9 protein-coding genes and 2 pseudogenes are annotated in these 13,292 nt (G+C 70.4%); 7 read left to right on the forward strand and 4 right to left on the reverse strand.

All coding sequences use genetic code 11. The annotated features are described in order from the left end of the window. Window positions 1-303: 303 nt before the first annotated feature. From ACGFZW_RS35110 to aspA, 4 genes are all read left to right on the forward strand, one after another. The gene (locus ACGFZW_RS35110) at window positions 304-1,044 is read left to right on the forward strand and encodes a FadR/GntR family transcriptional regulator (protein WP_393897377.1); all 741 of its coding nucleotides are present in this window, start codon (window positions 304-306) and stop codon (window positions 1,042-1,044) included. Next, window positions 1,041-2,639 (forward strand): amino acid permease, encoded by a 1,599-nt coding sequence (locus ACGFZW_RS35115; RefSeq protein WP_393897378.1) that lies wholly within the window; start codon window positions 1,041-1,043, stop codon window positions 2,637-2,639. The genes ACGFZW_RS35110 and ACGFZW_RS35115 overlap by 4 nt, the downstream gene beginning before the upstream one ends. A gap of 2 nt (window positions 2,640-2,641) precedes the next feature. After that, the gene (locus ACGFZW_RS35120; RefSeq protein WP_393897379.1) at window positions 2,642-3,670 is read left to right on the forward strand and encodes an asparaginase; all 1,029 of its coding nucleotides are present in this window, start codon (window positions 2,642-2,644) and stop codon (window positions 3,668-3,670) included. A 149-nt stretch (window positions 3,671-3,819) separates the two neighbouring features. Beyond that, window positions 3,820-5,241 carry an aspartate ammonia-lyase gene (aspA, locus tag ACGFZW_RS35125; RefSeq protein WP_393897380.1) on the forward strand — a complete coding sequence of 474 codons (1,422 nt, stop codon included), beginning with the start codon at window positions 3,820-3,822 and terminating at the stop codon, window positions 5,239-5,241. A 455-nt stretch (window positions 5,242-5,696) separates the two neighbouring features. Here the strand turns inward: aspA and ACGFZW_RS35130 are convergent, their stop codons facing one another. Continuing rightward, window positions 5,697-6,749, reverse strand: coding sequence for a YncE family protein (locus tag ACGFZW_RS35130; protein WP_393897381.1), 1,053 nt, complete (start codon window positions 6,747-6,749; stop codon window positions 5,697-5,699). A 141-nt stretch (window positions 6,750-6,890) separates the two neighbouring features. On the opposite strand from ACGFZW_RS35130, the gene ACGFZW_RS35135 reads away from it, so the two are divergent. Further along, complete coding sequence (locus tag ACGFZW_RS35135; protein ID WP_393897382.1) at window positions 6,891-7,820, forward strand: LysR family transcriptional regulator; 930 nt, start codon at window positions 6,891-6,893, stop codon at window positions 7,818-7,820. A 24-nt stretch (window positions 7,821-7,844) separates the two neighbouring features. Here ACGFZW_RS35135 and ACGFZW_RS35140 read toward each other — a convergent pair whose 3' ends face one another. After that, window positions 7,845-8,465 (reverse strand): LysE family translocator, encoded by a 621-nt coding sequence (locus ACGFZW_RS35140; protein ID WP_393897383.1) that lies wholly within the window; start codon window positions 8,463-8,465, stop codon window positions 7,845-7,847. Between the two features lie 565 nt (window positions 8,466-9,030). On the opposite strand from ACGFZW_RS35140, the pseudogene ACGFZW_RS35145 reads away from it, so the two are divergent. Continuing rightward, a pseudogene (locus tag ACGFZW_RS35145) lies at window positions 9,031-9,950 on the forward strand (LysR substrate-binding domain-containing protein). A gap of 537 nt (window positions 9,951-10,487) precedes the next feature. On the opposite strand, the pseudogene ACGFZW_RS35150 reads toward ACGFZW_RS35145, so the two are convergent. Next, window positions 10,488-10,682 (reverse strand): annotated as a pseudogene (locus ACGFZW_RS35150) (helix-turn-helix domain-containing protein); the annotation flags it as partial. Between the two features lie 66 nt (window positions 10,683-10,748). Between ACGFZW_RS35150 and ACGFZW_RS35155 the strand changes: the two are divergent. Continuing rightward, complete coding sequence (locus ACGFZW_RS35155) at window positions 10,749-12,371, forward strand: FAD-binding oxidoreductase (RefSeq protein WP_393897384.1); 1,623 nt, start codon at window positions 10,749-10,751, stop codon at window positions 12,369-12,371. A 7-nt stretch (window positions 12,372-12,378) separates the two neighbouring features. Here ACGFZW_RS35155 and ACGFZW_RS35160 read toward each other — a convergent pair whose 3' ends face one another. Next, window positions 12,379-13,269, reverse strand: coding sequence for a LysR family transcriptional regulator (locus ACGFZW_RS35160; protein WP_393897385.1), 891 nt, complete (start codon window positions 13,267-13,269; stop codon window positions 12,379-12,381). Window positions 13,270-13,292: the final 23 nt, after the last annotated feature.

The following is a 13,292-nucleotide window of genomic DNA, read 5'->3' on the forward strand; positions in this document are numbered from 1 at the left end:
GAAGCCGCGGGGGGAGTGAGCGGCTCCCGCCTTCGCCGCAGGCGCGACGGTGGCCGCCCTCTCGGTGGCGGTGCCGCACATGCGCTGCAGCCCCGCCCAGCCGGGCCCGGGCGGTGCGGGCGGCGGCCTGGGGCTGTCCCGGACGCTGCGTGGGCGCCTGGCACGGCGGCGCGCGATGAGGCTCGTCGACCGGGCGGCTGCCGCGGCGAATGACCGGCCGGATGGCCCGGCGGGCCGCCACCAGGAGATTTCATCCGGTCTTAACCCTTGACATGGCACCCCGTCGGATTCGACGATCCCGGGGTGAACCTGTCAGACAGCCAGACAGCTGGCGATGTGCCCCGGCGGATCAGCGCGATGGAAGCGGTACTGAACCATCTGCGCGGCGCCATCGAACGGGGCGAGTACGCGGTCGGGGACAAGCTCCCCTCGGAGGCCGAGCTCTGCCGGCGGTTGGAGGTGAGCCGCCCCGTCCTCCGGGAGGCGCTGCGCGCACTCCAGACCATGGGGCTCACGGTCTCGCGCACCGGCAAGGGCACCTTCGTCATCTCCGACGGCGCGGTGGCGGACCCGACCTTCGGCGACTACGTGGCGAGCGACCTCCTGGAGGTGCGCCGCCACGTGGAGATTCCGGTGGCCGGTTACGCGGCGCTGCGCCGTACGGCCGAGGATCTCGATCACCTGACCCATCTGCTGGAGCGGATGGAGCGGGAGACCGACACCACCGCGTGGGTGGCGATGGACAGCCTCTTCCACCTCGCCATCGCCCAGGCGGCCCGCAACCCGGTCTTCCGCAGGGTCATCGAAGAGATCCGCGATGCGCTGGCGCGCCAGTCGGCCTTCCTCAACGAGCTCGGCGGACGCCGCGAACAGTCCAACCGGGAACACCGGGCGATCGTCGAAGCACTGGTCGATCGCTCCGAGCACGACGCGGTGGCAGCCATGGAGCACCACCTCGCACGCGTCGAATCGACGCTGACCACCATCGTGCGGCCGCAACAACACCGTACGGACCCCTCCACCGAAGACGAGGATCACGCGTGAGCGAGCAGTCCCTCCAGCAGGCGGAACGGCACCGGCAACAAGGAACACCACAGGAGCACGAAGGAACCGGTGCCGCGCAGCAGCCGGGCAGGCACGTGGACGCCGGTGACGCCGGCTACCAGAAGTCCCTCAAGTCCCGGCACGTCAACATGATCGCGATCGGCGGGGCCATCGGGACCGGCCTCTTCCTCGGCGCGGGGGGCCGGCTCGCCGACGCGGGGCCCTCGCTGGCCGTGGCGTATGCGCTGTGCGGTCTGTTCGCCTTTCTCGTGGTGCGTGCTCTGGGGGAGCTGGTACTGCACCGGCCGTCCTCGGGGGCGTTCGTCTCCTACGCCCGGGAATTCCTCGGTGAGAAGGGCGCGTTCGTCGCGGGCTGGATGTACTTCCTGAACTGGGCGACCACCGGAATCGCCGACATCACGGCGGTGGCGACCTACACCCACTACTGGGGGATGTTCTCCGATGTCCCCCAGTGGGTGATCGCGCTGATAGCCCTCGCGGTCGTGCTGACGGTGAATTTGATATCCGTGAAGATCTTCGGGGAGCTGGAGTTCTGGTTCGCGATCGTCAAGGTCGGTGCGCTGGTCGTCTTCATGCTGATCGGCATCTTCCTGCTCGTCACCCAGCACCCGGTGGCCGGCCACTCTCCCGGCCCGTCGATGATCACCGATCACGGTGGCATCTTCCCGACCGGGACGCTGGCGATGCTGCTGGTTATCCAGGGTGTGGTGTTCGCCTACGCCTCGGTCGAGCTGGTGGGCGTCACCGCAGGTGAGACGGCGGAACCGGAGAAGATCATGCCGAGGGCGATCAACTCCATCATGTGGCGCGTGGGCATCTTCTACGTCGGCTCGGTGGTCCTGCTGGCGATGCTGCTGCCCTGGAGCGCGTATTCGGCCGGCGAGAGTCCCTTCGTCACGGTGCTGGCCAATGTCGGGGTGCCGGCCGCCGGCGGAGTGATGAATCTCGTCGTACTCACCGCCGCGATGTCCAGCCTCAACTCCGGCCTCTACTCCACCGGCCGCATTCTGCGCTCGATGGCGATGTCGGGGTCCGCGCCACGGTTCACCGGAGTGATGAGCCGCAGCCAGGTCCCCTACGGCGGCATTCTGCTCACCTCGGGCGTCTGCGTACTCGGCGTGGGCCTGAACTATGTCGTGCCGAGCGAGGCATTCGAGATCGTGCTGAATTTCGCGGCGATCGGAATTCTCAGCACCTGGGCGATGGTCATGATCTGTCATCTGCTCTTCTGGCGGAAGACCAGGGACGGACAGCTCGTCCGCCCTGGCTACCGACTCCCGGGCTCGCCGTGGACCGAGATCATCACGCTGGTCTTCCTGGCGGGCGTCCTGGTGCTGATGTGGGCCGACGGCGGCGCCGGCCGCACGACCGTGATGTCGCTCCCCCTGATCGCGGCCGCGCTGGTCGGTGGCTGGTTCCTGGTACGGGGCCGGGTCGGCACCCTCCAGGACGCCGCCGCGGCACGGGAGAGCGGCAGCCACCCGGCCGCCGTACCCACCCCGCGGCGCCCCGAAGACACCAACAGCACCGACAGCAGCAACAGCACCGACAGCACCGAAAGTACCGAGAACTGATCATGTCCCAGCCCACCACCCTGCCGTCGCACCGCACCGCGGGGGAGCCGCCCGTCGTCCGCGAACCGGCTCACGTACCCCTCGCCCATGTCGTGCGTGCAGGTCTCGTCGAGGGCATCCACCACGGTTCGGTCGTGGTGCTGGCAGCCGACGGGAGCGTGCAGTTCCAGGCGGGCGACATCGAGGCCGCGTTCTACCCGCGCTCGGCGCTCAAGCCCCTCCAGGCGGTCGGCCTGCTGCGCGCGGGACTGCCGTCGCTGGACGATCCGGCGCTGGCCCTCGTCGCGGCCAGCCACTCCGGTGAGGAACGGCATCTGGCCGCAGCACGGCGCATCCTGGCCACCGGCCAACTGGCCGAGGGCGCGCTGCGCAACGTCCCCGACCTGCCCTACGGCCCCGCCGTACGGGAGGAGTGGATCCGGCGCGGTCTGGGGCCCACCCGCCTCGCACAGAACTGCTCGGGCAAGCACGCCGCCATGTTGCTGACGGCCCGCACCCGGGGGTGGGATCTGGACGACTACCTCGACCACGGGCACCCGTTGCAGCGGGAACTGGCCGCGACGGTGGAGGACCTCACCGGCCAGGGCATCGCCCACGTCACGGTCGACGGCTGCGGCGCGCCGCTGTTCTCCGTCTCCCTGCACGGGTTGACCCGGTCCGCAGCCCGGCTGGCGACGGCGGCCCCCGGCACCGACGAGGGCCGCCTCGCCCAGGCCATGCGAGAGCACCCGCAGATGGTCTCCGGCAGCGGACGGGATGTCGCCCGGCTGGTGCGGGCGGTGCCCGGTCTGCTGGCCAAGGACGGCTTCGAGGGCGTGCAGATCGCGGCGCTGCCGGACGGGCGGGCGGTCGGCGTGAAGATCGCCGACGGTGGCGATCGCGCCCGGATGCCGGTGACGGCGGCCGCGCTGGCGCTCTGCGGTGTCGACCCCGAGGTCCTCGCCCCGTTCGCAGCCACACCCGTCCTGGGCGGCGGCGTACAGGTCGGAACGCTCCACGCAGCGGGTGCCCTTGCGCGGCAAGCTTCCTGACGTGACGTCATACGTCATGTGAGAGGCACCCGCTCACCCCACGCACGCGCCGCACCGGCTCCGCCTCGGACCTCCCCGCGGCCGCCCCTGGCCTCTCCGGCCCCGACCTCCCAACACCTCCGGTACACCTCACAAAGGAACCCTGCACCATGACTGCCGCCGGCCACCGCCGCGAACACGATCTGCTCGGAGACCGGGAGATACCCGCCGACGCCTACTGGGGCATCCACACCCAGCGCGCCGTCGAGAACTTCCCCATCACCGGCACGCCGATCGCCGCCTACCCGCACCTGATCAACGCGCTCGCCGCCGTCAAGGAAGCCGCGGCACGCGCCAATGAGGACCTTTCCCTGCTCGACTCCGAGCGGGCCGACGCCATCGCGGCCGCCTGCCGGGAGATCAGGGCCGGCGGCCACCTGCACGACCAGTTCATCGTCGACGTCATCCAGGGCGGCGCCGGAACCTCGACGAACATGAACGCCAACGAGGTGATCGCCAACCGCGCGCTGGAGATCCTGGGTCACACCAAGGGCGACTACCACCACCTGCACCCCAACGAACACGTCAACCTCGGTCAGTCGACGAACGACGTCTACCCCACAGCCGTCAAACTCGCCACGATCATCGCCGTACGCGAACTGCTCGACGCGATGACCACCCTGCGCGAAGCCTTCGCGGCCAAGGCCGTGGAGTTCCGCGACGTCCTCAAGATGGGGCGCACCCAGCTCCAGGACGCGGTGCCGATGACCCTCGGTCAGGAGTTCTCGACCTACGCGGTGATGCTGGAGGAGGACCAGAGCCGACTGGCGGAGGCCGCCCTCCTCGTCCACGAGATCAATCTCGGTGCCACCGCCATCGGCACCGGTCTCAACGCCCCCCGGGGCTACGCCGAAGCGGCGCGCACACACCTGGCCGCGCTCACCGGCCTGCCCCTGGTCACCGCCGCCAACCTCGTCGAAGCCACCCAGGACTGCGGGGCCTTCGTCCACCTGTCCGGTGTCCTCAAGCGCATTGCCGTCAAGCTGTCCAAGAGCTGCAACGACCTGCGGCTGCTGTCCTCCGGCCCCCGCGCGGGACTCGCCGAGATCAACCTGCCCCCGGTGCAGGCCGGTTCGAGCATCATGCCCGGCAAGGTCAACCCGGTGATCCCCGAGGTCGTCAACCAGGTCGCCTTCGAAGTGATCGGCAACGACGTCACCATCACCATGGCCGCCGAAGCGGGCCAGCTCCAGCTCAACGCCTTCGAGCCGATCATCCTGCACTCCCTCTCGGAGAGCATCACCCACCTCGGGGCCGCCTGCCGCACCCTCGCCGAGCGCTGCGTCGCGGGCATCACCGCCAACACCGACACTCTCCGTGCGAGCGTCGAGAACTCCATCGGCCTGGTCACCGCCCTCAACCCGCACATCGGCTACACCGCCGCCACCGCGATCGCCAAGGAAGCCCTCGCCACCGGACGCGGCGTCGCCGAACTGGTCCTGGAACACGGCCTGCTCCCTGCCGACCGGCTCGCGGACCTGCTGCGCCCGGAGGAGATCGCCGGCACGGGCGGCGACCTGACCACGGCCTGAGCTCGCCGGGCCACACCGACGCCGGGCCCGGCCCGCCAAGAACGGACGGCCGGGCAGCAGGCACCCCCCGGCTTCCGCCTTCCCTCCCCGGCCGGGCAGGGAAGGCGGAAGGGGCCGGATGCCGCTCGTATCCGCGGCGGGACCGAGTGAGATGCCTTCGCCTACGAGAAGCGGTATCTGCGCGCGCTCGCCGGAGTACGGGCCGTCCTCGGCCGTCGCTGAGAGGTCTTCTTCACGCACAAGTGCAAGACCCAGTCGTGGATGCGCGATCACTACGCCTACGTGAAGCCTCCGTGCTCTTGCCCGGCCGGCACACGGAATGGTTTTCCGACGTGCCCGGTTGAGCGGGCATTGTTCACTGGTCCCAGGCGTCGTCGAAAGTGCCGTATTGCGGCTATTGAGCCTCCTTGGCTGCGGGATCAGCTGCTGAGGAGGTCACTTCGTCCTTGTGGAATTCAGGCCGGGCGTGGGATGTAGGCCAGGCCGTGGGCGCCGGGCTCGTCGAGTTTGGCGATGTCCAGTCGGGCCAGCTCCTGCAGCGTCTCCAGGTCGACGATGTTGACAGTGGACGAGGCGACGCAGGCCACGTAGCCGAGACGGCCGTCGGGCGAGGAGGCGATCGTCAACGGGCCGCACCCCACCTTGAGTTCGCCCAGCCGCTTGTGGGTGTCGGCGGAGAACACCGTGAGGCGACCAGGCGCGTGGCGTCCGAGCTGGGACACCGGGTCGGATTCCATGCGCAACTCGCCCGCGAGCAGCCGGCCCGTCGACGTCAGGTGCACCGGCAGGATGGTGTTCTCCGTGGGCAGGATGTCGACGACGGATGCCGCCCGGGCGTCGATGACCCGGATACCGGTGGCCGGCGATTCCTCGGCGGTGGCGGAGAAGGCGGCGTAGGGTCCGGCGACGTAGACGCGCGTACCGTCGGCGGAGACGGCGAGTCCCTCGCTGCCCGGCACCTCGACCTTCGCGGTGAGGGTTCCCCGTTCGAGGTCGACGACCGATACGAACGGCGCCTCCTTGTTGGTGGCGTACCCCGTCCTGCCGGCCGGGTCGATGGCGAACCAGTGCGGGCCGGGCGCGTCCGTGTCGATCCTGCCGAGAGGCCGACGGGTCTCGGTGTCGATCACCACGACGCCGCCTGGCCGGTCCGCCGAGCCCTCCACGCTGACGTAGAGGCGACGACGTGAGCTGTCCAACGCCAGTCCGTGCGGCCCGTGTTCGGGCGCGAGATCGATCACCTCGACGACGCGGCGTGTGTCCGGGTCGATGACGGTCAGCTCGGTACGTCGGCCGCCGTTCGCGTGGTAGTAGCCCGAGCGATATGCCGTGGTGCACCACAACAGGCGCTGCGTCGGGTCGAAGCACAACTCGTGCGGCTCGGCGAGGATTTCCACCGTACCGACGTGCCGATCGGATGCGGCGTCGAAGAACGAGACCGTGGGCCCGCTCTGACTGACCACGGCCAGGACATCGCCCTCTCGACCGATACGGGGGGACTGCTGCATGGAAGGCTCCTCAGGCGAGGCGAAGGGGCGTCACGCGTTTTCGCGGACACCTCCACTCTGGGCACGAGAGGATTTCGCGACAATGCAAAGATTGGCATCCAATAGTTGACTCAGGCGTAAAAATGCAGCTCAGGAGCGCTTATGGATCTCAACCTGCTGCGGGCTCTGGATGCTCTGCTCCAGGAGAACAGCGTGACCCGCGCCGCGGAGCGCCTCGGTACGTCCCCCGCGGCAGCCAGCCGGACCCTGGCCCGACTCCGCCGCGCCGTCGGTGACCCCCTGCTGGTCCGCGCGGGTCAGGGAATGGTCCCGACTCCGCGAGCCATGGAACTCCGGGGCGAGGTGAGCGCGTTGCTGCGCGACTGCGACAACGTCCTGCGACCCGGGGCCGGTTTCGACGCGGTCCATCTCCAGCGCACCTTCACCGTGCAGGCCACCGACCTGCTTCTGGTAGGGCTCGCCGGGACCCTGACCGACCGGATCCGCGCGGAGGCCCCGCAGGTGAACGTGGACTTCCTGCCGGAGGCGGTGGAGGGCGGCCCGGCACTGCGGCAGGGCTGGGTCGACGTCGAACTGGGCGTCCTCGGGCACCTGGACCCGGAGATCCGAACCCAACAGCTCACCCGGATGACGCCGGTCGCCGTCGCTCGCAGCGGTCACCCCCTCTTCGAGGCGCGGATCGACGCCCGCCGTTTCGCAGCGGCCGACCATATCGGCATCTCCCGGCTCGGGAAGCGCCTCGGGCCCATCGACGGCGCGCTCGCGGAACTCGGCCTACGTCGCCGGACCGCGGTCGTGGTGCCCAGCCATACGAGCGCGATGCTGCTCGCCAGGACCACTGACCTCGTGGCGCTCACCATGGCCGACTGGCTTGACGAGACCATCTCCGCATTGGGGCTGCGCACCTTCCCCGTCCCCCTGGACCTGCCCCCGCTCGACGTCGGAATGGCCTGGCACCCCCGCAACTCCGCTGATCCGGGGCACCGCTGGTTCCGCGACCACTTGGCCGCCGCGGTCCTGGCCCCTTCAGCGACGGGAGATGCCCCTTCTCCCGGGAGCACAGCGTCCTAGCCACCTCTTCCTCAGGCCGACGAGTCAGCCCGCTGCGGTCGCGACCGCGAGACCGAGGCCGACCAGCACGACACCCGTTGTCCGGCCCAGCGCACGGTGGATCCCCGGCTTCGCGAGGACGCGCCCGGCCTTGGACAGCAGGAGCACGTAGCTGCCCAGCCAGGCGAGGGTGAGCGTGGTGTGGAGGAGAGCGAGGAGCGTCATGGCGCCGGCTGCGGGTAGTTGAGGCGGGGCGAGTGTGGGGAGCAGCCCGGTGTAGAAGACGGCGATCTTGGGGTTGAGGACGTTGCTGACCAGGCCGGTTCGCCACGGGCTGCCGGCAGTGGGGCGGTTCTCGGTATCGGCTGGGGCAGGGGCCGCCGGGCGGTGCTGCCACAGCGCCTGTGCGCCCAGGAACACCAGATAGCAGGCGCCCAGGAGCTTGACCACCAGGTAGGCAGCGGGTGAGGAGGCGAGCACGGCCGAGAGCCCGGCGACGGTCAGCGCGCCCCAGATCAGCAGCCCGGTCGCTATTCCGCCCACGGTCCGCAGCCCGTCCCGGGTGCCGGCCACGAGGGTGCGCCGGGTCACCACCGCCATGTCCGGCCCGGGCGTGACGGTCAGCAGGCCCAGAACGCCGACCGCAGCTATGAGGTGTGTCAGCATCCTGCCGTCCCCCTGGTGCGCCGAGCGGTCTGCACGGGGGCGATGAATGCGCGGTGGTTCACAGCAGGGGCCTTTCAGATGTCGCGAGTTCAGTGAGCGGTGGCGGAGGGCAGGTCGGCAGCCGAGCTCTCGGCGTTCGGAGGGAGGGTTACCTGAGCACGGGGCGAGCACCGGCGTGTGCGGCGTCCTTCGGCGCGTGGGGCCGGTGAAAGCCGCACGCACACCCGAGCAGGACCGCGTTCGGCCCGGCAGCGGCCTCAGCTGTTGGATGCCTGACTCCTTTCCCGCCGGCGGCAGTCAGGTCAGAGGGGCGGGGGAGCGGCCGGGCCGGCAGGAGTGGGATTCCCGTCCCTCGGCGGGCGCGGGTGTACACCGCCGGATACGAAAGCCCGGTCGCACGGGCCGCGGCAGCGTGCGCGGGGCGGGAGCGGTTGCCATCACCCGACCAGGATCGGACGCGTTCCTGTCATCGGTCCAGCGAATGGTTTCGACCTATACTCATCGAAAGAACCGACCATTGCTATGGAGTGGTCGCCGCCATGCGATCGAGGAAGGCGGTCCGCCCATGTTCGACCTGCACCGACTGCGTCTTCTGCGCGAACTGAAGCACCGCGGCACGCTCGCGGCCGTCGCCGACGCCCTGTCCTACGCCCCCTCCTCCGTCTCCCAGCAGCTCTCCCAGCTGGAAGCCGAAGTGGGTGTCCGGCTGCTGGAACCGGTCGGGCGGCGCGTGCGGCTGACCGAGCAGGCCGAGATCCTCGTAGCCCACACCGAAGCGGTCCTCGAACGCCTGGAGCGCGCGGAGGCGGACATCGCCACCTCGCTGACCGACCTGACCGGCACCCTGCGCATCGCCTCGTTCCAAACGGCCGCCCTGGCCCTGGTGCCGACCACACTGGACCTGCTCCGCGACCGTCATCCGCAACTGCGCGTCCACGTCACGCAGATGGAACCGGAACGGTCCCTCCCCGCCCTCCAGGCCCGCGACTTCGACCTGGTCTCGCCGAGGAATACCCCGGCAATCCCAACCCGCGGCCCGCCGAACTCGAAGAGGAGGACCTGCTCGACGACGCCCTGCACCTCGCACTGCCGGAAACACTCGGCGGACCGGACGCCGAGAGCCCGATGACGGCCCTGCGCTCACTCGCGGGCCACCCCTGGGTGCTGGAACCCGAGGGCACCACGGCCCGGCATTGGGCCATGACCCTCTGCCGCAACGCCGGCTTCGAACCCGACGTACGGTTCGAGACCACCGACCTTCTGCTGCACGTCCGCCTGGTCGAGCAGAATCACGCCGCCGCCTTCCTGCCCGACCTCGTCTGGAGCGGACGGCACCCGACCGTCGCGCTCCGGCAGCTTCCCCGCGGCCGGCGCACACGCCGCGTCTTCACCGCCGTACGCCGCGGCCGCAGCTCGCACCCCGCCGTCCAGGCGTGCCGGGACGCCTTCGTCCGGGCCGCCGCGCTCCACGCCAACCCGGCGTAGCGGAGCCTGGCTTCGCGTCGTATCGGTCGTCGGCTGGGTGCTCGTGGCTTCGCCGGTCGGCGCAGTTGACCTTGGGCAGGTGCTCCTCCTTTCCGAGAGAGGGGCCGGCCGGTGAGCCTGTGTGAAGAGCGCTGCGAAGATCCGCTCGCATCGCGCGGTCATCTCGTCGGCGGTCTGCTCGGGGTGATGCCGCCACCAGGCCACCGCTGCGCTCACGGTCCCGTACCAGAGGTGCGTGACGAGGTCGGCATCGAGCGGATCGGTGGTCCGGGAGGAGCCCAGGAAGTCGGCCACGCCGGCCGCGCCCATCCGATTGAGTTCCCGACGGTGGACGGCGGCCGCGGCGTGGAGCTCGCTGCCGGCCGGCAGCGTCGAGTCGTGGACGAGCTCCCAGTCCTGCAAGCGCGATTCGAGGGCCCGGAAGATGGCGCCGAGGGTGCGTTCGGCGCGGGTGATGTCGGAGGGTCCCGCTTGCGCGGAGGCGACCGCAGCGACCAGGCCGGAACCCGCGCGGTCGAGGCAGGTCAGGTAGAGGCCGTCCTTGGATCCGAAGTACTCGTAGATCAGCGGTTTGGTGATCCCTGCCTGCGCCGCGACGGCCGCGATCGAACCGCGCGCCCAGCCCTTCTCGCCGAACTCCACCGCCGCCGCGTCCAAGATCAGTCGTTCCCGGTCCTTGCGTGGCATGCCTTTGGTGCCCACACCCCGCGTCCCGTCCTGCTGCTTGCCCATGGCCGCACCCTATGCCACGCTGACCAACCGGTAACTTACCCATTGTTCAGATCGGTGGTGTGGGGCGTGCTGCACAAGACGCGTTCGTGGTGGGGATGGGGAAATACCGAGGACGCCGTGGTCGGTGCCGAGCGTGAGGCGCTCAGCCGACGGGTCTCGCAATTGCTTCCGGACGCGGACCTGACGCCGCACTCAGCTCCACCGGTGGAGTCGTTCGAAGTGGCGGCGAGCAGGGTCAAGCCGCCGCCGGCTCTGGCGTCGATCGTCTCCGAGGACGCGCGCGACCGGCTGGCGCACAGCCATGGGCAGGCGTTCCGCGACGTCGTCCGCGCGCTGCTGGGAAAGCTGCCGCACGTCCCCGATCTCGTCGTACGCCCGACCTCGGAGGCCGAGGTCATCCACGTGCTGGACTGGTGCAGCGACGCTCGGATCGCCGTCATCCCCTTCGGGGGAGGCTCCTCCGTGGTGGGAGGCGTGGAGCCTCGTGTCGACGGCGAGTACTCCGGGGTGGTCAGCCTGGACCTCACCTCGATGGACCGGGTCCTGGAGGTCGACCACACCAGCCGGGCCGCGCTCGTCCAGGCCGGGGTTCTCGGCCCGCATCTGGAGGAGCAGCTCAGGCCGCGGGGGTACACGCTCCGGTTCTTCCCTCAGTCCTTCGAGTTCTCCAGCCTCGGCGGCTGGCTGGCCACTCGCGCGGGGGGCCATTTCGCGACGCTCCTCACGCACATCGACGACCTCACCGAGTCGCTCCGTGTGGTCACCCCCTCCGGTGTCGTCCAGTCCCGCCGGCTCCCGGCCTCGGGTGCGGGCCCTTCCCCCGACCGGTTGTTCCTCGGTTCCGAGGGGTCGCTCGGCGTCATCACGCAGGCATGGGTCCGGCTCCAGGACCGGCCCCGCCGGCGGGCAGCGGCATCGGTCGGCTTCGCGGACCACGACGCCGGCGTGAGAGCCGTGCGCGCACTGTCCCAATCCGGACTCCACCCCTCCAACTGCCGTCTCCTGGACCCCATGGAGGCATTTCTCAACGCGGATTCCCCGACGGCCGTCCTGCTGCTCGGGTTCGAATCCGCGGACCACGCCGTCACCCCCTGGATGGAACGCGCGCTGGAACTCTGCCGTGATCACGGTGGCACCCTGGCCGAGCCGCCGCGATACACCGACACCGATAGCGACGGCAGGGCCGCACGCGGCGGAACGGCAGATTCCTGGCGCTCATCCTTCCTTCGCATGCCGTATCAGCGGGACGCCCTTGCCGCGCAAGGCATGATCGTGGAGACCTTCGAGACCGCCTGTACGTGGGACAGGTTCGACGCTCTTCGCGCAGCCGTCGACGAGGCAGCTCAGGACGCCATGCGCCAGGTCGGTGCCACCGGCGTGGTGACCTGCCGGTTCACCCATGTCTACCCCGACGGCCCCGCACCCTATTTCGGCATCTACGCCGCTGGTGCCTGGGGCAGGACGGTGGAGCAGTGGGACGAGATCAAGGCGGCGGTCTCCGAGGCGCTCATCGCCTGCGGAGCCACCATCACCCACCATCACGCGGTGGGCCGCGATCACCGGCCTTGGTACGACCAGCAGCGTCCCGATCTCTTCGCCGCTGCCCTGCAGGCCGGCAAGGCGGCACTCGATCCTGCGGGAATCCTCAACCCCGGCGCTGTGATCGATCCCCTGCGGCCGGTCGCCTGATCCGGCGTCAGCGGCCCGCACCGGCGGGCCGACCGCTCTCGGCGACGTGCAGCTCGGTGTGGCGGCGGAAGGCCTCCGTCGCCGGGTGGGCAGGGCGCGCGGGCCAGGCCAGATGGACGGTGACCGGGTCGGCGTCGCGCACCGGCAGGTAGCGCACGCCCGGATGCGGGTGCTGGTGCACGGTCCCCTCCGCGGTCACGCCGACCGCCGCGCCGGTCGCGATGGTCGTCAGCCACTCGTCCACGCCCGGGACGGTCATCGTGTGCGGCCGCCACCCCGCAGGCCACAGCTCGGCGCTGGTCGTCGCGGCCGTCGCGCACAGCGCCACCGTCTGCGTACCCAGTTCGGCAAGGGCGACGTCCGCGCGTTCCGCGAGCGGATGGTTCACCGGCACGGCGGCCATACGGCGCTCGTGGGTCAGCGCGCGGTGCACCACCTGACAGTCCTCCGGTCCCGGGCGCAGTCGGAGGAACGCGAGATCGGCCTCCCCGCGGCGGAGCAGCGCTGCCGGATCGTCGGCCCGGCGGATGTGCACCGGCACCTCCGGGTGCCGCTCGCGCCAGGCGCGCAGCAGCGGCACCGTGTGACTTCCCAACGCGGCCCAGGCGAACGCGAGTCGCAGGGGCCGCGGCGTGCCCTGCCCGGCCGCGTCGGCGAGGGCGTCGTCGAACTGGCCGAGAATGCGGTGCGCGTCCTCACACAGCCGCTCGCCGCGCTCGGTCAGGTGCAGACTGCGCGTCGTACGCTCCACCAGGCGCACGCCGAGGCGCTGTTCGAGCTGGGCGAGCGTCCGCGAGAGGGCGGGCTGGGTGATGCGCAGCGCTCGAGCGGCGGCCGTCAGCGTGCCCTCGTCGCCGATCGCCGCCAGAGCCCGCAGGTGCCGCAACTCCACATTCATAACTGGCAAGCATAAGCGGTGCG

This window comes from Streptomyces sp. NPDC048248 (genome assembly GCF_043201875.1).
Classification (GTDB): Bacteria; Actinomycetota; Actinomycetes; order Streptomycetales; family Streptomycetaceae; genus Streptomyces.